Raw genomic sequence first — 19,313 nt, 5'->3', positions numbered from 1 at the left:
CGGTGACGACGTTCTCCACACCCCGTAACGTGGGGGGATGGAGTACCGGATCCGCCCGTTCCGCGCCGACGACACCGACGCGGTCGTCGCCCTCTGGGAATCGTGCGGTCTCGTCCGCCCGTGGAACGACCCGCGCCGCGACATCGCGCGCAAGGCCACGGTCCAGCCCGAGCTCTTCCTGGTGGCGGAGTCGGAGGCCGGCGGGGTCGTCGCCGCGGGGATGGCCGGTTTCGACGGGCACCGCGGCTGGGTCAACTACCTCGCCGTGCAGCCGGACCTGCAGGGCTCCGGTCTCGGCCGGACGCTGATGGCCGAGTTCGAGCGGCTGCTCACCGACCTCGGCTGCCCGAAGGTGAACCTGCAGATCCGTGCTGGCAACGAGCGGGTGCTCGGGTTCTACGAGTCCCTCGGGTACTCCGACGACCGCACCGTGTCGCTCGGCAAGCGGCTCATCCCCGACGTCTGAGTCGTCCGGTCACGCCAGGGCCAGGCCCACCGACGCGATGAACGCCAGCGCGATGCCGACCCACTGCGGCGCGGTCAACCGCTCCCGCAGCACCACCCCGGCCAGCACGACCGTGCCGATCGGGTAGAGCGCGTTGAGCACGCTCACGACGGGCAGGGTGCCCGGCTCGTCGCTCGCGTGCAGCGCGGCCTGGATGCACACGTTCGCCATGGCGTCGAGCACGCCGCACGCCGCGACCGTCAGCAGCAGACGCGTCGGCCACCAGCGCCCTGGAGGCACGGCAGACCCCGCGACGCCGACCGACGCTGCGGGGTCTGCCGCGCCTCCAGACCGCGCCCCGCGCCCGGCACGCACCGTCACCACGAGCGCCGCCGCACCCAGCAGCACCGTCTGCAGCACCCGCGCGACCACGAGCGGGTGGATGCCCGCGCCGGGCGGTGTCGCGTCGTAGGCGAGCACGATCCCGCCGAACCCGCACCCGGCGACCGCGGCCGCGACGACCCCACGCACGGTGAGGCGCCCACCCGAGGTGTCCCGCACCGCCGCCACCAGCACCACCGCGACGACGGCCACGACCACCGCGGCGACGGCCAGCGGTGACAGGACGGTCCCGCGGGCCACGGCCACCAGGACCGGGACGACGGCGGCGAACACGGCGGTCAGGGGTGACAGCACGCTCATCGGGCCGATCGCCAACGCGGCGTAGAGCAGCAGGACTCCGACCGCGCCGGACAGTCCGGCGACGGCGCCCCAGAGGGTGCCCGCCCACGACGGCGTCCCCCCGAGCACGGCCAGACCGATCAGCAGCGGCAGGATCCCGATCGCCGCGGCGACGGCGGTGACCGCCACCGGACGGATGCGCCGCGACGCGAGCCCGCCGAGGAAGTCGGCGAAACCGTAGACGACGGCTCCGGTCAGGCCGAACAGCACGGTGAGCACGGGTCCCATCCTGCCCGGCCCGGTAGCCTGCGGGGCGTGAGTGTTCCCTACCACCGCCTGACCCGTGTCGACGCACGATGGAGGTGGTGGCGCCCGCTGGTCGCCCTCGCGTTCCTGGCGGGCTGGTACCTCGCCTCGCAGGTGCTCATCACCGTCGCGTACTTCGTCCCGGTCGCGGCGGTCGGGGGCGAGTCCGGCCTGTACGACCTGCTCGACGACCTGCAGCGCGGAGCCCTCGACCCGACCGATCCGCTGATCCTGTCGCTGACCCTGGTGTCGCTGGTCATCCTGCTGCCCGGCATCCTGCTGGCGGTCAAGGTCGCACGGCTCGGGCCCGGCGCGATCCTGACGTCGACGCGCTTCCGGGTGCGGTGGGCCTGGACGGCATGGTGTCTGCTGCCGACCCTGGTCATCGCGGTGATCATGTTCGTGGTGCAGACCGGCCTGTTCTGGGACGGCGGGATGATCACGACCGACGGCGGCTTCGCGTGGAACCACGCCGCGATCGGGCAGTCGACGGTGTCCCTGGGCACCCTCACGCTCACGATCGTCCTGGTCGTCCTGCTCGTGCCGTTCCAGGGCGCAGCCGAGGAGTTCATCTTCCGCGGTTTCCTCATGCAGACGATCGCCTCGTGGATCCCGCGACGCACCGGCACGATCATCGCCGTCGCGGTGTCGACCGTCGTCTTCGCGGTGCTGCACATCCCGAACGGCTACAACGTCTGGGGCATCCTCGACGTCGGTTCGTTCGGCCTGATCGCGGCGATCATCGTGCTCCGCACCGGCGGTCTCGAGGCCACCGTGCTGCAGCACGCCTTCAACAACATCATGATCTTCGTGCTGCAGGCGCCGGGCTGGTCGGGGATCGACCTGGCGTCTTCGGACGCCAACGGCACGCTCGGTGGCTGGCTCGTCACCCTCGGCACCTCGCTCGCGTTCTGGGGCATGGTCGAGGTCCTGGCGTGGTGGCGGAAGCTCGACCGGACGTTCGCCGGGCACCAGGCGCCGCGGTTCCGCGGGACGCCGCCGGTGTGGGCGGGTGGCAAGCGCTGGCTCGGCCCGGCGGGCACGGGCTGGGCCGTCGCGCCGGCTAACGCCAACGATGTCGACGCAGCTGCTGTGGACAGTGCCGCTGTGGACAGTGCCGTGGGTGTCGCCGGTCGCCCGTAGGCTCGTGGCATGAGCACCACGCCCGCGCCCGCCGCCGTGTCTGCTTCGCGAGCCGCCGCGCTCGACGTCCTGCACCGCGTGTGGGGCTACGACGACTTCCGTGGCGAGCAGGCGGCGATCATCGACCAGGTGGTCGCCGGCGGTGACGCCCTGGTGCTCATGCCCACCGGCGGTGGCAAGTCGCTCTGCTACCAGGTGCCCGCGCTCGTACGCGACGGCGTCGGGGTCGTGGTGTCGCCGCTCATCGCGCTCATGCAGGACCAGGTCGACGCCCTCGCGGCGAACGGGGTGCGTGCCGCCTTCCTCAACTCGACGCAGGGGCCCGACGAGCGTGCCCGGGTCGAGCGCGCGGTCGTCCAGGGCGAGGTCGACATGCTCTACCTCGCGCCCGAGCGGCTCCGGCTCGAGTCCACGCGCGCGCTCCTCGACCGGGCGCGGGTGTCGCTGTTCGCCATCGACGAAGCGCACTGCGTCGCCCAGTGGGGCCACGACTTCCGGCCGGACTACCTCGAGCTGAGCGTCCTGCACGAGCGCTGGCCGACCGTGCCCCGGATCGCCCTCACGGCCACGGCGACCCCGCAGACCCACCAGGAGATCTCGGCGCGGCTCGGCCTCGACGACGCCGCACACTTCGTCGCCGACTTCGACCGCCCGAACATCCAGTACCGCATCGAACCGAAGACCGGCGCGCTGCAGCAGCTCCTCACCTTCATCCGCACCGAGCACAGCGGCGACTCGGGCATCGTCTACTGCCTGTCGCGCAAGTCGGTCGAGCGGACCGCCACCGCACTGGCCGAACAGGGCATCCAGGCGCTGCCGTACCACGCAGGGCTCGACGCCCGGGTGCGTGCGCGCAACCAGTCGACCTTCCTGCGCGAGGACGGCATCGTCATGGTCGCGACGATCGCCTTCGGCATGGGCATCGACAAGCCCGACGTCCGGTTCGTGGCGCACCTCGACCTGCCGAAGTCGGTCGAGGGGTACTACCAGGAGACCGGTCGTGCCGGACGCGACGGCCTGCCCTCGACCGCGTGGCTGGCGTACGGCCTGAACGACGTCGTGCAGCAGCGACGGATGATCGACCAGTCCGAGGGCGACGCCGCACACCGTCGGCAGCTCAGCGCTCACCTCGACGCCATGCTGAGCCTGTGCGAGACGATCGAGTGCCGCCGGGTGCGGCTCCTGGCGTACTTCGGGCAGCCGTCCACGGCCTGCGGCAACTGCGACACGTGCATCGCCCCGCCCGAGTCGTGGGACGGCACCGTGCCCGCGCAGAAGCTGCTGTCCACGGTCGTCCGGCTCGAGCGTGAGCGCGGTCAGCGGTACGGCGTCGCCCATCTCGTCGACATCCTGGTCGGCAAGCAGTCACCGCGGGTGCAGGAACTGCAGCACGAGTCCCTGGCGACCTTCGGCATCGGTTCCGACCTGTCCGACGGCGAGTGGCGCGCGGTGGCCAGGCAGCTGCTCGCGCAGGGCTACGCCGCGGTCTCGGGCGACGGGTTCGGCACGGTCGTCCTCAGCCCGACGAGCGCCGAGGTCCTGACCGGCAAGGTCCAGGTGCGGATGCGCCGCGACCCGGTGAAGGCGACGCGGGCGAGCCGGTCGTCCCGCCGGACCGTCGTCACCGACATGCCCCAGCAGGCGGTCGGCCTGTTCGAGGCGCTCCGAGTCTGGCGTGCAGCCCAGGCGCGCGAGCAGGGTGTGCCGGCGTACGTGGTGTTCAACGACGCGACGCTCCGCGGCATCGCGGCGGTGCGTCCGGCCGACGTCGACCAGCTCGCCGAGATCTCCGGGGTCGGTGCCGCGAAGCTCGAGCGGTACGGCCGCGCGGTGCTCGACGTCGTCGCGTCCGAGGCCGACTGACCCACGGTCGGACGTGCATGCCGCCGTGGGCATGTACTGCTCGCAGGCGTGATTACACTCGGGAGTTCGCCGTCACGACGAGGAGGCCCGGTGTCCGGTTCGACCAAGTTCGCCACCGTGCTGAGCCGCGCAGTGGTGACACCGCTCGCGCGGATGCTCTGGCGACCGAAGATCATCGGACGCCGCAACGTTCCCAAGCGCGGGCCGGTGATCCTCGCGAGCAACCACCGCTCCTTCATCGACTCCCCGGCGATCACGTTGATGGCACCGCGGAAGGTCGCCTTCCTGGCGAAGCAGGAGTACTTCACCGGCACCGGGTTCCGTGGCGCGGTGTCGCGGGCGTTCTTCGGCGGCATCGGTGCGATCGGCGTCGAACGTGGTGCGGGCGCCGCGGCGCAGCAGGCGCTCGACCTGGGGCTCGCGCGGTTGAACGAGGGCGAGGCCTTCGCGATCTACCCGGAGGGCACCCGCTCCCTGGACGGCCGGATCTACAAGGGCCGCACGGGTGTGGCCTGGCTGGCCCTGACGAGCGGCGCGCCCGTGGTGCCCGTGGCGCTGACGGGCACGCAGGACGTGCAGCCCGTCGGCTCGAAGCTGCCGAAGCTCGCGAAGGTGACGATCGAGTTCGGGAAGCCGATCGACTTGTCCTCGTTCGGTGAGGCATCGTCCGGACGCGCGCGCCGTCACGCGACCGATGCGGTGATGACCGCGATCCAGGAGCTCAGCGGGCAGGAGCCGGCGAACACGTACAACAACCCGCCGGCGACGATCGTCGAGCGGGTCAAGCGGGCACTGCAGCCCGACGACCCGACCGCGGCTGCCGTCGACCCCGACTGATCGCGATCTGTTCGGTCACTATTGCACATCTGAAATATCGATGGTTGAATGAGGGACGTGCCGCACGGCACGCATCCCCGACGGGTCGCCCGACAACGGCCCGCAACCACGACTCAGATCGGACGGTCAGCAGCATGTCCTCCACCCCGCTCTTCGACTCCATCGCCCAGCGACGCGACCAGCCCGAGGCCCACGTCGTCCCGGCACCGGTTCCGACCCCGGCTCGCGCGGCCGCAGCGCCCGCACCGACCTCACCGATGACCGCTCCCGTCCGTGCCGGTGACTCGACCCTCGTGCCCGCGGCCCTCGTCGCCGCGATCGACGACATCACGGTCCGCGTCACCCCGTCGGTGGTCACCGAGCTCCGCGTGCAGCCCGAGCAGCTCGTCCTGGTCGAGACCGTCGCCGACGCCATCACCCGAGCGGTCGTCGACGCCGTCGCGACCGAACTCGACCGGATCGCCCGCGACGGCGTCGTCCGCGTCTGAGCCCGGCGGTCCCCGAGCGATGACGACGCCCGCTGACGGCCTCCCGCTGCGCCCGCGCGGTGCCGAACGGCGGGCCGCGAACCGCCTCCGCACCCGCCGTCCCGAAGCGTCCGAGCGGCGCCGTGCTGGGCACGGCACGCGTCCGGACGCCCCCAGAGCCGCCGGGGTGGTGGCTCCCCCTTCCGCCACCCCGGCTTCCCCCTCCTCCTTCCGCAGTTCCGTCCGCCGCGCCCTGCCCGCGACGGCGACCGCCGCGGTGACCTGTCTCTTCGTCGCCGTCGGCTCCCCGCAAACCGTGATGGCATCGACCCCGTCGCCGAGCAGTCCCGTGCCCGGCGTGCAGCAGTTCGTCGCCGACGGTTCCGCCCGGCTCTCCGTCGACCGCGACGGCTTCTCGATCGGCAGGGCTGCCGCCGCGCAGGCACGTGCGACCGCCGTCGGCTCGTCGGATGCCGCGGCCCGCCCCACCGCGGGGAACGTGCCGGCCGCCGGCGGGTTCGGCTCGCGCTGGGTGACCGGGTGCTCCGCCTGCTCGACGAACCACCAGGGCATCGACTTCGCGGCTCCGATCGGCACCACCGTCGTCGCCGCGATGCCCGGCAGTGTCGTCTCCGCCGGGGTCCTCGGCGGGTACGGCAACCAGGTCCTCCTCCAGCACGCCGATGGCACCCAGACCCGGTACGGCCACCTGTCGGCGATCGGGGTGCGACCCGGTCAGGTCCTGTCGGCCGGCGAACGCCTCGGCGCGGTCGGCAACACCGGCGTCTCGACCGGGGCGCACCTGCACTTCGAAGTCATCGTCGGCGGGGTCCCGGTCGATCCGGCCACCTGGCTGCAGGCCCGCGGGCTCCTCTGACAGCGACGACGGTCGAGCGCGTAGCGTCGGGAACGCCGGGGCACCGAGCCGTGGCAGGACGGAGGCGCACGTGCGAGTGACGGTGTTGGGGACCGGGGCGATGGGTGCCGGCGTGGCGGGATCACTGCTGCGCGAGGGGCACCAGGTCACGGTCTGGAACCGGAGTGCCGACAAGGCCGCACCACTCGGGGAGCACGGTGCGACGGTCGCCACGGACCCGGGTGCCGCCGTCGAGCACGCCGAGGTGGTCCTCCTGACCCTCTTCGACACCGACGCCGTGGTCGACGTGCTCGAACAGGCCGCCGGAGACGCTCCGACCGACGCCGTGTGGATCCAGGCGTCCACGATCGGCGTCGACGGCACCGAGACCGTCGTGCAGCTCGCCGCGAAGTACGGCATCACCCTGGTCGAAGCGATGATGCTCGGCACGAAGGCCCCGGCGGAGCAGGGGAAGCTCACCATGCTGGCGGCCGGCCCCGCCGACCAGGTCGACCGCGTCGTCCCCGTGCTCGACGCGATCGGCGCGAAGACCATCCGCGCCGGCGAGCGGGTCGGCGACGGGACCGCGCTCAAGCTCGCGGCCAACGCCTGGATCGCCTCGATCACCGCGGCCACGGGGCAGTCGCTCGCCCTCGCCGCGGCGCTCGGGCTCGATCCGCAGCTGTTCCTCGACGCGATCGACGGCAGCGCGAGCGACTCGGCCTACGCGCACACCAAGGGCGCGGAGATCATCGCGGGGGAGTTCCCGGCACAGTTCGCACTCGACGGGCTGCGGAAGGACATCGGCCTCATCGCCGAGGCTGCGAGGGCGAACGACGTGTCCACCACGCTCCTCGACGCCCTCGGTCGCGTCTACGCCGACGCGAGTGCGGCCGGGCACGGCGGCGACGACATCGCGGCGGTGGGCACCGCCTTCTGAGTCGGCGCGCGAGTCGGCGCGCGAGACGACGCGTCAGTCGCGGCGGAGGAACCGTCGCAGCCGTGCCGTGAGCCGTCCCACGGCCTCGTCGTTCATGGTGTTCGCCAGGTCGAAGGCCTCGCGCGCCGGGTCGGCCCCGCCCTGGATCCGTCGGAGTGCGGCGTCGGCGCGGGCCCGCGAGTCGAGTTCGGCGAACGGCATGTCGTCCTCGGGGTCGTGCGTGCCGCGAGGGTCCATGGACAGCAGGTTACGCGCGGCGGAGCGTGCGGGCGCCTGCGTCGACGTCGTCGACCACGCGGACCATCTCGTCGAGGAAGTCCACGACGACGGCCATCTCGTCGGTCGGCACGTGCTCGGTGACCTCGAGGGCGCGGGCGTCGAGTTCCTCGATCACGCGCAGGGCGTGGCCCATCGACGTCCCCGTCGCGGTGAGGATCACGCCGCGGCGGTCGATCGGGTCCTGGTGCCGCTCGACGTGGCCGCTGCGGACCAGTCGGTCGACGAGCGCCGAGGTCGACGCCGCCGTGATCTCGAGGCGCTCGGCCAGGTCCTTCGCGTTGACGGTCCGGCCGTCGTGCTCGGCGTCGATGAGGACCCGCAGCGCGAGCAGTGCGTTCTCGCCGATGCCCAAGGCTTCGCGAGCACGACGTTGCGCGGCACTCTCGGCGGTGCGGTACCGGCGCAGGGCGTTCAGGACGTCGACGGCGGTGACCGGGGAGTCCTCGTACCAGAACCCCGCGGTGCTGGTCAGGACCTCGGACGTCATCCTGCAATGCTAGACGCTCTAGTTAGATTGTCTAGCGAGGGGTCGGTATCGCGGCGGAGACCCAGGCCCGTGCGCGGACATCGGACACTGCAACACCCGTGACGCGGCTCCGAAACACTCCCGCAACGCCCGCTCGTTAGGTTCTGGGGATGCAGGAGCAGCCGTGCTGAGCCGACTCGCGGGGAACGTCTTCCACGTGGGGAGCGCGGTCGAGCGCACCGACGTGGTCGCACGCCTGCTCGACGTCTACGTCGCCCGACGCGAACCCGGCACCGTCGAGGACGACCGGGCCGTCGCCGCGGAGCTCCGTTCGGTGGTGGGGACCGCCGGACCGGCGAACGACGCCGACCGGTCCGCGACCATCGACGCCCTGGCGCTGGACCGCCACGAGCCGGCGTCCATCGCCGCCGCGGTCGCCGTCGCGCGGGACCACGCCCGTCGAGCCCGCGAGGTCGTCTCGAGCGAACTCTGGGACTGCCTCGACGTCACCCGTTCGCGCATGCCGCGCAAGATCGCCCCGGGCCGCGCGCACGAGTTCCTCGGCTGGGCTCGGGAACGGAGCGCCCTCGCGATCGGCGTGGTCGAAGGGGACGCCAGTCGCGACGAGGTCTGGGAGTTCTTCACCCTCGGCCGCTCCCTGACCCGGGTCGCCTCGACCGCCCGGCTACTCGCCTCGGGGTTGCTCGAACCGGACTCGGTCACCTCGTGGACGGCGGCGCTCCGGGCCTGCGGTGCGGGCGAGGCCTTCCTGCGTGGCCGGGACCACCATCCGGTACCGGACGACGCCGCGGCGTTCCTGCTCCTGGACGAGCACAGTCCGCGGTCGCTGCGCTTCACCGTCCGACGGGCCGCCGAGTGCCTGGCCGACGTGGCTCCGTCCTGCGTCGCGGAGGAGGTCGCGGCGTTCTCCGCCGCCCGCGACCGGCTCGAGGCCGTCCCGACGGACGCGGCCCTCGGCGTCGTCGGCGATGCCGGCGACCGGCTCGCGGCCGCAGCGGACCGCGTCACCGCGGCGCTCGACGAGCGCGTCTTCGCGGTGACCGAACCCGCGCACTGATCGCGGCCCTGGACGGGACCGGCGACGGCCGGGAGGCCCGTGGCGGGCCCGACCCGTGCCTCCCGTCCGCCACGCGAAAGCGTCAGGGCCCCGCCAACGGTTCGCGGAGATCTGTCGCTTTCGCGAGGTGGACGCTGCCGCGTCGCGGAGATCTGTCGCGTTCGCGGAGTGGCCGGGTCAGACGGCGCTGGAGCGGTCGGCGACGGCCTCTTCGCGCTCGAGCTCCTGGCGGAGCGCGGCGCGCGAGGCGCGCGTCCCGACCACCGGCATCGCGTGCGTGACCGCGAGGTGCAGGCGGGTGTCCGCGTCGTACCGGAGTCGGAGGCGCTGGAAGCGGACGAGCCAGACGATCGCGATGGCGAGTGCGACGAAGCCCGACGCCGCCCCGACCGCGATGGCCCAGCGGGGACCCCACGCGTCCGCGATGGCACCGACGATCGGGGCGCCGATGGGGGTGCCGCCGGCGAAGATCGCCATGTAGAGCGCCATCACGCGGCCGCGCATCGCGGGCTTCGTGGTGGTCTGGACCAGGGCGTTCGCGGTGGTCATGAAGGTCAGCGCCGCGAGTCCGACGAACACCAGGACGAACGCGAACGTCCAGTACGTGGGTGCGAGGGCGGCAGCCGTGCACGCCAGGCCGAAGCCTCCGGCTGCGAGCACCAGCGTGCGCATCCGCGGCTTGTCCCGGCGGGCGGACATCAGGGCGCCGAACACCGATCCGATCGCCATCACCGAGTTGAGCAGGCCGAACTCGCCGGCGCCCTGGTGGAACTCGACCCGGGCCATCGTCGAGGTGAAGATCGGGAAGTTCACGCCGAACGTGCCGACGACGAAGATCATGCAGAGCACGACGATGATGTCCGGCCGGGTGCGCACGTACCGGAAGCCGGCGACGATCTGCCCCTTGCCGCGGCCGGCGTGCACCCGCTCGGCGAGCTGCGCGGGGTCGACGAACCGCAGGGCGATGAGAACCGCCAGGAACGAGCCGGCGTTGATGACGAACACCCAGCCGGAGCCGATGGCGGCGATGAGCACGCCGGCGACCGCGGGGCCGATCAGGCGGGCGGCGTTGAACGAGGCGGAGTTCAGTGCGACGGCGTTCGCGACGTTCTCGCCCTGCACGACGTCGGAGACGAACGCCTGGCGGATCGGGGTGTCGAACGCGGCGACGATGCCGAGCGCGAGGGCGAAGCCGTACAGCGCGAGCAGCGTCGCGGTGTGCGTGAGGACCATGACACCGAGGCCCAGCCCGAGCAGGCCCATCAGTGCCTGGGTGAGCATGAGCATCTTGCGACGGTCGAAGCGGTCGGCGGCGAGGCCGGTCAGGGGGAGGAGCAGCAGCTGCGGGCCGAACTGCAGCGCCATCGTGATCCCCACCGCGACGGCGTCGTTGTCGGAGAGCTGGGTCAGGACGATCCAGTCCTGGGCGGTGCGCTGCATCCAGGTACCGACGTTCGACACCAGGGCACCGGCGAACCAGATGCGGTAGTTGCGTCCGGCGAGGGAGCGGAACATGGCGGTCACTGCTGGGCCAGCCTCCTCATGATCTCGGTGGCGTCGGCGAGGGTGGCGCGCTCGACGGGGGTGAGTGCGGCGAGCCGCGGGGTGAGCCAGCCGTCACGGCGGCGACGGGTCTCCTCGACGAACGCGGCCCCGGCCGGGGTGGCGCAGAGGACGACCTTGCGCCGGTCGTCGTCGTGGCCGCCCTTGGACACCAGGCCACGCTCGACCAGCACCGCGATCGTCTTCGTCATCGAGGGCGGGGTGACGCCGTCCTGGCGGCTCAGGTCGGCGAGGGTCATCGCGCCGTCGCGGTGGAGCCGGGCGAGCGCCGCGAACTGGGCGTCGGTGACCGTCGTGTCGGCCTTCTGCGCGCGGAGCGTCCGGGACAGCCGGTTCACGGCGATGCGGAGGTCGGTGGCGTCGGTCACAGGTCGTTAGCCTAGCTCATTAGTTCAGTGAACGAACTGGTTTTCGGGTGTACCGTTGTCCTGGACAACAGGTGTTGTTCAGAGAGAAGGAATCATGTCCGAGTTCGAGGGCAAGGTCGCCATCGTCACCGGTGGTGGCAGCGGCATCGGCGAGTCCGTCGCGAAGGAGCTCGCCGCGGCGGGTGCCACGGTCGTCGTCACCGACATCAAGCTCGACGCTGCCCAGCGGGTCGCGTCCGAGATCACGGAGGCCGGCGGCACCGCCAGCGCGTTCGAGGCCAACTCCGCCGTCGCCGCCGACAACGAGCGCATGGTCCAGTACGCCGTCGAGACGTACGGCGCGCTGCACCTCGCCGTGAACAACGCCGGCATCGGCGCCGCACCGCAGAAGATCGGCGAGTACGACATCGCCGCCTGGGACCGCGTCCGTGCGGTCGACCTCGACGGCGTCTTCTACGGGCTCCGCTACGAGCTGCCCGCGATGGTCGCCGCCGGCGGTGGCTCGATCGTCAACATGGCGTCGGTGCTCGGCACGGTCGGCATCGCGCAGAACGCCGCGTACGTCGCGTCGAAGCACGCCCTGGCCGGCCTGACCAAGGTCGCCGCGCTCGAGTACTCGGCGCAGGGTGTCCGCACCAACGCCGTGGGCCCGGGCTTCATCGACACCCCGCTGCTCCGCAACGCCATGACGCCCGAGGCCATCTCGGCGCTGGAGGCGGAGCACGCCACGAAGCGTCTCGGCACCGACAAGGAGGTCGCCGCGCTCGTCCTGTTCCTGCTGAGCGACAAGGCCTCGTTCATCACGGGCAGCTACCACCTGGTCGACGGCGGCTACTCCGCGCACTGACGTCGGTCGCGTAGGCGTTCCGGGCGTACTTGGTCGAAACGGGCGTACCTGGTCGGAAGTTTCGACCAGGTACGCCCGTTTCCGTTTCCCAGCGCGGGGGCGATGGGAAGGAACGTGCTAGTGGAACTGGGGGATCGTGAGCCAGATGCCAGCGAGCACGGCTGCCGCACAGACCGCGAAGCACAGGACGGCACCCGCCAGCGCTGCCGGCGGCGTGTGCCCGGACCGCGGGGTCTCCTCGGAGTACTGGGTGCGTTCGCCCCCGGTGTCGAGCGGCTGACCGGTGCCGAGCAGCCGCAGGCCGAGCGTGTAGACGAGCACGATGCCCACCGCGGCCACGAAGCCGACGCCCGCGACCAGGCCGATGCTCGTGAAGTCGATCTCCATCGTCGTTCCCCTCAGTTCTGCGCGCCGGCCGGCTGCGGCTCGGCCTGGTCGGTGGGTTCGGTCGATCCGGCGGCGACGTCGTCGTGCGAGATCGGCTTGCGCTTGGCCAGGACGGTGAAGGTCAGCCCGCCGGCCAGGGCGAGCACCGCCACCAGCACGAGGCCGACCGCCGAGGTCGAGGCGAGCCACGTCGCCAACCCGCCGACCACCGCGGCTGCCGGCAGCGTGATCACCCACGCGACGACGATGCGGCCGACGACCGACCAGTGCACGTCGGCGAGCTTCTTGCCGAGCCCGGACCCGATCACCGAACCGCTGGTGACGTGCGTCGTCGACAGGGCGAAGCCGAGGTGCGAGGAGATGAGGATCGTCGCGGCGGAACTCGTCTCGGCCGCGAAGCCCTGCGGCGACTGCACGTCGGAGATCTTCTTGCCGACGGTCTGCATGATCCGCCAGCCGCCCGTGTAGGTGCCGAGGCCGATCGCGAGTCCGCAGGCCAGGATCACCCAGAGCGCCGGGCCCGTGCCGCTGTCCTGGTAGTTCGCGGCGATGAGCGTGAGCGTGATGACACCCATCGTCTTCTGCGCGTCGTTGGTGCCGTGCGCGAGCGACACCAGCGATGCCGAGACGGTCTGGCCGTGCCGGAAGCCCGTCGCCGCACCGTGCGTCGTGGCGTTCTTCGTGAGCACGTACGCCAGGTAGGTGGCCACCAGGGCGATGACCCCGGCGATGACCGGTGAGAGCAGCGCCGGCAGCACGACCTTCGACACCACCGTCGCCCAGTCCACCGAGTTCAGCCCGGCGCCGATGATCGATGCGCCGATCAGCCCGCCGAACAGCGCGTGCGTCGACGACGAGGGCAGCCCGAGGTACCACGTGGCGAGGTTCCAGAGGACCGCGCCCACCAGCCCGGCGAAGATCATCGTGGGGGAGATGTGGACGCCGTCCTGGCCCTCGCGGATGATGCCCTGCGAGACGGTCTTGGCAACCTCGGTGGAGAGGAACGCGCCGACCACGTTGAGGACGGCGGAGATGAGCACGGCGGTCCGGGGCTTGAGCGCCCCGGTGGCGACCGACGTGGCCATGGCGTTGGCGGTGTCGTGGAACCCGTTCGTGAAGTCGAACACGAGGGCCACCACGATCACGAGCACGACGATGACGAGGACGTTCATGCCGGGGACGGTAGGCCCGCCCCGAAGCCCCTGCGTGAACGCCGGATGAACAGGTTCGTGGGGGCGAGGATGGCAGCGTCTGCGAAACTGCGGGTGTGCCCACTTTCTCCGCAGCGCGAGGCGACGCCTCGTTCACCGACGCCCACGGCGTCGAGATCGTCTACTCGACCTGGCGAGCGGCGCGCCCCAAGGGCATCGTGCAGATCGCGCACGGCGTCGGCGAGCACGGGCTGCGGTACGAGCCGTTGGCGCAGGACCTCGTGCGTGCCGGGTACACCGTGCACGCGAACGACCACCGCGGGCACGGGCGCACCGGTCTCGGCCAGTGGGACGGCGACCACGCCAAGCTCGGTCGGCTCGGCCCCGGCGGACTGCGCGCCGCGGTCGCCGCCGTCGAGCAGATGGGGGAGGTCGCCCGGGCGGACACCCCCGGCGTGCCACTGGTGCTGCTCGGGCACTCGTGGGGCTCGCTCATGGCGCAGCGGATCGTGAACAGCTCGTCGGAGTCGTGGGACGGGGTCGTGCTCTCCGCCACCGCCTACCGGCTGCCCGGCTGGATGAACAGCGGCGACCTCAACGCACGGCACGCGGGCTCCGGTCCGACCAAGTTCGAGTGGCTCACCCGCGACCGGAAGATCATCGACGCGATGTCCGTCGACCCGCTCGCCGTCGAGGCCGACGTCATCGGCCTGTTCGGCCTGCCCGACACACTCCGGCTGCTCGGGGTCCCGCGGCGAGGGATCCCGCACGACCTGCCCATGCTGCTGCAGGTCGGGTCCGACGACGCCCTCGGTGGGCCGCGGTCGGTCGAGCGGCTGGCGCAGGCCTACCGGCGGCGCGGACGACTGTCCGACGTCACGGTGCAGGTGTACGAGGGGGCGCGGCACGAGGTCTACAACGAGACGAACCGCGACGAGGTCGTGGCCGACCTGGTCGCGTGGCTGGACCGGCTGACGGCGCGCGCCGCGTCCTGAGACGGTACCGGCTGGCGGACGGGAGGCCCGTGGCGGCGCCGACCCGCGCCTCCAGTCCGACAGGTGGCGGGCGTAGGCTCGACGCGTGCACGGTGAGTACAAGGTCCCAGGTGGAAAACTGGTCGTCGTCGACCTCGACGTGGTGGACGGGGACATCCAGGAGTTCCGGCTCGCCGGCGACTTCTTCCTCGAACCCGACGACGCGCTGCCGCTCATCGACGCGGCCGTCAACGGGCTGCCGGCGACGACCGACGCCACCGGCATCGCCGCGGCCGTCCGTGCGGCGCTCCCCGCCGACGCCGTGCTGCTCGGCTTCACACCCGAGTCCGTCGGGGTAGCCGTCCGCCGCGCGCTGTCCCGTGCATCGTCGTGGCAGGACTACGACTGGCAGATCATCCACGAAGGCCCGATCAGCCCGAACGAGCACCTCGCACTCGACCAGGTGCTGACCGAAGAAGTCGGCGCCGGACGTCGCGGTCCGACCCTGCGCATCTGGGAGTGGGACCAGCCCGCCGTCGTCATCGGGTCGTTCCAGTCGCTGAAGAACGAGGTCGACCCGGCCGGTGCCGAGAAGTTCGGCGTGCAGGTGGTGCGGCGGATCTCCGGCGGCGGCGCGATGTTCATGGACGCCGGCGCCATCATCTCGTACTCGCTCTACGTCCCCGCCGACCTCGTGCAGGGCATGACGTTCGCAGACTCCTACGCCTACCTGGACGAGTGGGTGATCGAGGCGCTGAAGTCCCTCGGCATCGACGCGTACTACCAGCCGCTCAACGACATCACCTCAGCCAAGGGCAAGATCGGCGGCGCTGCGCAGAAGCGCCTCGGCACCGGGTCCCTGCTCCACCACGCCACCATGAGCTACGACATGGACGGCGAGAAGATGGTCCAGGTCCTGCGGATCGGGCGCGAGAAGATGAGCGACAAGGGGACCACGTCGGCCGCGAAGCGCGTGGACCCGCTGCGCTCGCAGACCGGGCTGTCCCGCGCCGAGATCATCGACCGGCTGATCGGCACGTTCACGAAGCTGTACGGGGCAACTCCCGGCGCGGTGACCGACGCCGAGCGCGAGAAGGCGCAGGAGCTCGTGCGCACGAAGTTCGCGACGAAGGAGTGGCTCGAGCGGGTGCCCTGAGCGAGCACAGCCCCTGAGCGGGCACTGCCCGTGATTGGGCACTGCCCGTGAGCGGGCGCAGCCCGTGAGCGGGCACTGTTCGACCTAGGGCCTCGGCGTACCGCCGTCGTCCTCGTCCTCGTCCTCTTCCTCGTCCACGTACTGGATGCCGGTCGCAAGCGTTCCGATGCTCCCGTCCGGACGGAACGTGGTGCGGGACAGCGGAGCGACGGCCACCCAACCCACCTCGCCAGCGGCGAAGGCTTCGCCGTCGTCATCGTCATCGTCGTCCGGCTCATCGTCGTCAGCACCGTCGCCGGTGCGTGTGCCGAGCAGCTTCCGCGTCAACGCGCTCCGCTCGGTCAGCAGGGAGTCGAGCGCCGCACGGAGGTCCTCGTCCGCCGGCTGCGCACCACGCAGTGCCGCCCCGAGGACGCTCCGCCGCATGAGCTCCTTCGCGAACGACCCCGTCGTGCCATCAGCGCGCTCGGCTGCCTCGGCAAGGGCGTCGTCGGAGAACGGCAGCGACCCGGCGTAGCGACGGAACAAGCGCACCCGCTCGGGCAGCGCGGGGAGCGGCACCTCGACCGCCAGGTCGACCCGGCCCGGTCGGTCTGCCAGGGCGCGCTCGAGGACGGACACCCGGTTCGTCGTCATCACGAACGCCACGTCGGCGTCGCCGTCGAGGCCGTCCAGGGCATCGAGCACTTCGAACAAGAGCGGCTGCGGTGACGAGTGCCGCTCCATCGCGACGAGGTCGATGTCCTCGAGCACGACGATCGACGGCTGGAAGGTCCGAGCGATCTCGGCTGCCGAGCCGATCGCGGCGATGCTCGACCCGGTGAGCAGGATCGCCGTCACGTCGGGAGTCCGCGTCAACAGGTGCCGGATGGTCAGCGTCTTGCCGGTGCCGGGCGGCCCGTAGAGCAGGACTCCGCGCTTGAGGTGCTGACCCGCGGCCAGCAGGGCGTCACGCTGCTCTCCGATCCCCACGACGTGGTCGACGACCTCGTCCAGCACACCGTCCGCGAGCACGACGTCGTCGCCCGCGATGTCGGGCCTGCGGAGGAAGGTCGCACCGGCATCGGAGCCGTACTCGGATCGGACGAACGACAGCACCTGGCCACGGAGCACACTCCGCTCGATCATGAGCGCCCGCAGCCGCTGCAGGAACGCAGCCGCCGCGTCCTGGTCGGTGCCGAGGAGCTCGAGAGTGGCGCTCGACCGGCCGTACTCGGGCTTGGCCGAGCGCTGGACGACAGCGATCGGGGAGCCGTCGAACGTCAGCAGCCGGAGCCCGAAGGACACCACTCGACGTGTCGCGTCCGGACCGGTGGCCCGGTCGGCGTAGCTCACAGGGCCGGGGGCCCAGCGCATGTGCGGGTTGGCGATGAACTCGCTGACCGAGCTGTGGAAGCGGGAGTCGTCGCCTGCGATGCCGATCAGCGCGCCGGGCGCATCACCCGCGAGCTCCTCGAGGGCGATGTCCGCGTCGACCAGCCGGTGGTCGGGCAGTTCTTCGGTCACCACCGGGACGGACTGCGGGTCGACGCCGAGGTGATCGCGGACGCGCTCGCCGATCGGCGTCAGGACCGCCTTCTGCTCGGACTGCGCGAGTTCGTTCGCGTGGTCGATGTAGCGGGCGAAGGCCCGCATGAGGTCCCGGTCTGCGTCGTCGAACACGTCGCCATCCTGGCACGGCCCGGTGTCCGCTGGTGGGTCGGATGGTGGGCGGCCGGAGCAGAGGGGGGACGCTCCGGCCGCCGCTCGACCAGTGTGACGACCGACTCCATGAACCACACGTGCGGATCATGAGAATCCCCCGCGCGGCTGATGTCGTGGCCGGATCGTCCACGTAGCGTCGCTCGCGTGAACTGGTTGATCTTCCTAGGGGCGGTGGCCGCGGTGGCCGTCGTGGTGTGGATCGCCGATCGCGTGGGGTGGATCGACCTGTCGAACAAGTCCACGCGCAGCGGCGGATCCGGAGGCATCGGCGGGATGCTGGACGAGGTGTTCGCGCCGACCCGCCACGAGACGCAAGCCGAGTACGAACGGCAGTCGCGCCTCCCGAAGGAGGCACCGTCACCGGCGGACGACGACCACGACCTGCTCAGCGGCAGCGTGCTCATCAAGGTGCCGACGGTGCGGAGCGCCGGTCGGCACGAAGCGCGCGTCGGGACGCACGACAGGTCGTACTGACCGTCAGGCGGTCGCTCGTCGCTCTCGTCAGCGCGTCGTGAGCTCCTGGTAGTCCGGGTGCCGCTCGATCCACGCGCGGACGTAGCTGCACTGCGGCACGACCCGGAGGCTGCCGTCGCGCACGTCGTCGAGCGCGTGCTGCACGAGGATCGACGCGTGCCCGCCACCGCGGTGCGACGGGTCGACCTCGGTGTGGACGAAGCGGATCTCGTCGCCGTCGACCTCGTACGCCGCGAAGCCGATGACCTCGCCGTCCTCGACCAGGGAGTACTGCTGCTTGTCGGTGTCGTTGCGGACCTCGGGTGCTGCCATGCGCCGAGGCTACGCCGCGAGGCCGAGTCGCCGCTGGCTGCGCCACAATGGTCCCGTGCACACGGGAGACGACCGAGGCCCGGACCGCGTCGTCCTCGGCGACGCCCTCGACGTGACCCCGGCGCTCGCCGACGGCACGTTCACCCTGGTGTACCTCGACCCGCCGTTCAACACGGGGCGGTACCAGCGGCGGCATGCTTCGTCCGCGGTGCCGAGCGCCGACGGGCCGGTGATGGGGTTCCACGGACGGACCTACGAGCGGGTCCGCGGCGACCTGATGCGGTTCGACGACCGGTTCGAGGACTACTGGACGTTCCTCGAGCCCCGACTGATCGAGGCCTGGCGACTCCTCACCACCGACGGCACCCTGTACCTGCACCTCGACTACCGCGAGTCGCACTACGCGAAGGTCCTGCTCGACGCGCTGTTCGGCCGCGAGTCCTTCCTGAACGAGATCGTCTGGGCCTACGACTACGGCGCCAAGTCCAAGTCGCGGTGGCCGACCAAGCACGACACGATCCTGGTCTACGTGAAGGACCCGTCGCAGTACTGGTTCGACTCGTCGGCGGTCGACCGCGAGCCGTACATGGCGCCGGGACTCGTCACACCGGAGAAGCGGGAGCGCGGCAAGCTCCCCACCGACGTCTGGTGGCACACGATCGTGTCGCCGACCGGCAAGGAGAAGACCGGCTACCCGACGCAGAAGCCCGAGGGGGTGCTGCGGCGGATCGTGCAGGCCTCTTCGCGCGAGGGCGACTGGGTGCTCGACTTCTTCGCCGGCAGTGGGACGACCGGCGCGGTGGCCTCGGCGCTCGGGCGGCGGTACGTGCTGGTGGACGACAACCCGGCGGCGATCGACGTGATGCGGAAGCGCTTGCCGGCGGCCTCGTTCGAGGTGGCGGGTGCGGCCCCGGGTGGTCGCGCGGGAGCGGTGCCGGCGGGCTGACGGGCGGCCGTGGCGCGTGCGTGGTGGCGGCGCGAGTGCGTGCGCGTGGCGGGTGCGCGTGGGTGCGCGG

Annotated in this window: 22 protein-coding genes; 13 read left to right on the top strand and 9 right to left on the bottom strand. The window is 71.6% G+C overall.

Features of this window, described 5'->3' with window-relative positions:
* The first annotated feature begins 37 nt into the window (after positions 1–37).
* Positions 38–466, top strand: a complete 429-nt coding sequence (locus tag EDF23_RS07215; protein WP_131921244.1) for a GNAT family acetyltransferase — start codon at positions 38–40, stop codon at positions 464–466.
* Positions 467–475: 9 nt separating this feature from the next.
* Here the strand turns inward: EDF23_RS07215 and EDF23_RS07210 are convergent, their stop codons facing one another.
* Positions 476–1,405, bottom strand: a complete 930-nt coding sequence (locus tag EDF23_RS07210) for an EamA family transporter (RefSeq protein ID WP_131921243.1) — start codon at positions 1,403–1,405, stop codon at positions 476–478.
* A gap of 36 nt (positions 1,406–1,441) precedes the next feature.
* On the opposite strand from EDF23_RS07210, the gene EDF23_RS07205 reads away from it, so the two are divergent.
* The 6 genes from EDF23_RS07205 to EDF23_RS07180 all read left to right on the top strand — a co-directional run bounded on the left by EDF23_RS07205 (position 1,442) and on the right by EDF23_RS07180 (position 7,538).
* Entirely contained in the window at positions 1,442–2,575 is a 1,134-nt protein-coding gene (locus EDF23_RS07205) for a CPBP family intramembrane glutamic endopeptidase (protein ID WP_131921242.1), read from the top strand.
* Positions 2,576–2,584: 9 nt separating this feature from the next.
* Positions 2,585–4,438, top strand: coding sequence for a DNA helicase RecQ (gene recQ / locus EDF23_RS07200; RefSeq protein WP_123937548.1), 1,854 nt, complete (start codon positions 2,585–2,587; stop codon positions 4,436–4,438).
* 90 nt (positions 4,439–4,528) lie between these two features.
* Positions 4,529–5,275, top strand: a complete 747-nt coding sequence (locus EDF23_RS07195; RefSeq protein WP_123937549.1) for a lysophospholipid acyltransferase family protein — start codon at positions 4,529–4,531, stop codon at positions 5,273–5,275.
* 134 nt (positions 5,276–5,409) lie between these two features.
* Positions 5,410–5,763: a hypothetical protein gene (locus EDF23_RS07190; RefSeq protein WP_123937550.1), complete on the top strand. Its 354-nt coding sequence runs from the start codon at positions 5,410–5,412 to the stop codon at positions 5,761–5,763.
* Positions 5,764–6,061: 298 nt separating this feature from the next.
* Complete coding sequence (locus EDF23_RS07185; RefSeq protein ID WP_165901044.1) at positions 6,062–6,619, top strand: M23 family metallopeptidase; 558 nt, start codon at positions 6,062–6,064, stop codon at positions 6,617–6,619.
* A 70-nt stretch (positions 6,620–6,689) separates the two neighbouring features.
* A complete protein-coding gene (locus EDF23_RS07180; protein ID WP_279388792.1) occupies positions 6,690–7,538 on the top strand; it encodes an NAD(P)-dependent oxidoreductase in 849 nt (282 codons plus the stop codon).
* Positions 7,539–7,571: 33 nt separating this feature from the next.
* On the opposite strand, the gene EDF23_RS07175 is transcribed toward EDF23_RS07180, so the two are convergent.
* Both EDF23_RS07175 and EDF23_RS07170 read right to left on the bottom strand, forming a co-directional pair.
* Positions 7,572–7,775: a hypothetical protein gene (locus EDF23_RS07175; protein WP_131846957.1), complete on the bottom strand. Its 204-nt coding sequence runs from the start codon at positions 7,773–7,775 to the stop codon at positions 7,572–7,574.
* Positions 7,776–7,785: 10 nt separating this feature from the next.
* Complete coding sequence (locus EDF23_RS07170; RefSeq protein WP_131921240.1) at positions 7,786–8,304, bottom strand: MarR family transcriptional regulator; 519 nt, start codon at positions 8,302–8,304, stop codon at positions 7,786–7,788.
* A 163-nt stretch (positions 8,305–8,467) separates the two neighbouring features.
* Here EDF23_RS07170 and EDF23_RS07165 point away from each other — a divergent pair, with 163 nt between their 5' ends.
* A complete protein-coding gene (locus tag EDF23_RS07165; RefSeq protein ID WP_165901043.1) occupies positions 8,468–9,361 on the top strand; it encodes an alpha-E domain-containing protein in 894 nt (297 codons plus the stop codon).
* Between the two features lie 177 nt (positions 9,362–9,538).
* On the opposite strand, the gene EDF23_RS07160 is transcribed toward EDF23_RS07165, so the two are convergent.
* Complete coding sequence (locus tag EDF23_RS07160; RefSeq protein ID WP_323749192.1) at positions 9,539–10,885, bottom strand: MFS transporter; 1,347 nt, start codon at positions 10,883–10,885, stop codon at positions 9,539–9,541.
* Entirely contained in the window at positions 10,882–11,292 is a 411-nt protein-coding gene (locus EDF23_RS07155) for a MarR family transcriptional regulator (RefSeq protein ID WP_111085532.1), read from the bottom strand. The genes EDF23_RS07160 and EDF23_RS07155 overlap by 4 nt, the downstream gene beginning before the upstream one ends.
* A gap of 94 nt (positions 11,293–11,386) precedes the next feature.
* Between EDF23_RS07155 and EDF23_RS07150 the strand changes: the two genes are divergently transcribed.
* The gene (locus tag EDF23_RS07150) at positions 11,387–12,139 is read left to right on the top strand and encodes a glucose 1-dehydrogenase (RefSeq protein ID WP_131921238.1); all 753 of its coding nucleotides are present in this window, start codon (positions 11,387–11,389) and stop codon (positions 12,137–12,139) included.
* 117 nt (positions 12,140–12,256) lie between these two features.
* Here the strand turns inward: EDF23_RS07150 and EDF23_RS07145 are convergent, their stop codons facing one another.
* Together EDF23_RS07145 and EDF23_RS07140 are read right to left on the bottom strand one after the other, a co-directional pair.
* Positions 12,257–12,526 carry a hypothetical protein gene (locus EDF23_RS07145; protein ID WP_123293687.1) on the bottom strand — a complete coding sequence of 90 codons (270 nt, stop codon included), beginning with the start codon at positions 12,524–12,526 and terminating at the stop codon, positions 12,257–12,259.
* Between the two features lie 11 nt (positions 12,527–12,537).
* Positions 12,538–13,698: an inorganic phosphate transporter gene (locus EDF23_RS07140; RefSeq protein ID WP_131921237.1), complete on the bottom strand. Its 1,161-nt coding sequence runs from the start codon at positions 13,696–13,698 to the stop codon at positions 12,538–12,540.
* 95 nt (positions 13,699–13,793) lie between these two features.
* On the opposite strand from EDF23_RS07140, the gene EDF23_RS07135 reads away from it, so the two are divergent.
* On the top strand, positions 13,794–14,672 hold the full coding sequence (locus tag EDF23_RS07135) for an alpha/beta hydrolase (protein ID WP_131921236.1): 879 nt from the start codon (positions 13,794–13,796) through the stop codon (positions 14,670–14,672).
* Positions 14,673–14,757: 85 nt separating this feature from the next.
* Positions 14,758–15,807 (top strand): biotin/lipoate A/B protein ligase family protein, encoded by a 1,050-nt coding sequence (locus tag EDF23_RS07130; RefSeq protein ID WP_131921235.1) that lies wholly within the window; start codon positions 14,758–14,760, stop codon positions 15,805–15,807.
* Positions 15,808–15,891: 84 nt separating this feature from the next.
* Here EDF23_RS07130 and EDF23_RS07125 read toward each other — a convergent pair whose 3' ends face one another.
* Complete coding sequence (locus EDF23_RS07125) at positions 15,892–17,469, bottom strand: AAA family ATPase (protein ID WP_131921234.1); 1,578 nt, start codon at positions 17,467–17,469, stop codon at positions 15,892–15,894.
* A 186-nt stretch (positions 17,470–17,655) separates the two neighbouring features.
* Between EDF23_RS07125 and EDF23_RS07120 the strand changes: the two genes are divergently transcribed.
* Positions 17,656–17,985, top strand: coding sequence for a hypothetical protein (locus EDF23_RS07120; RefSeq protein ID WP_123340175.1), 330 nt, complete (start codon positions 17,656–17,658; stop codon positions 17,983–17,985).
* A gap of 27 nt (positions 17,986–18,012) precedes the next feature.
* On the opposite strand, the gene EDF23_RS07115 is transcribed toward EDF23_RS07120, so the two are convergent.
* Complete coding sequence (locus EDF23_RS07115; RefSeq protein WP_123293692.1) at positions 18,013–18,297, bottom strand: GNAT family N-acetyltransferase; 285 nt, start codon at positions 18,295–18,297, stop codon at positions 18,013–18,015.
* Between the two features lie 55 nt (positions 18,298–18,352).
* On the opposite strand from EDF23_RS07115, the gene EDF23_RS07110 reads away from it, so the two are divergent.
* Entirely contained in the window at positions 18,353–19,243 is an 891-nt protein-coding gene (locus tag EDF23_RS07110; RefSeq protein ID WP_243648841.1) for a site-specific DNA-methyltransferase, read from the top strand.
* The last annotated feature ends 70 nt before the right edge of the window (positions 19,244–19,313 follow it).

The sequence above is a fragment of the Curtobacterium sp. PhB128 genome, assembly GCF_004340725.1.
Classification (GTDB): Bacteria; Actinomycetota; Actinomycetes; order Actinomycetales; family Microbacteriaceae; genus Curtobacterium.
This window is presented reverse-complemented; position numbering and strand designations above follow the sequence as displayed.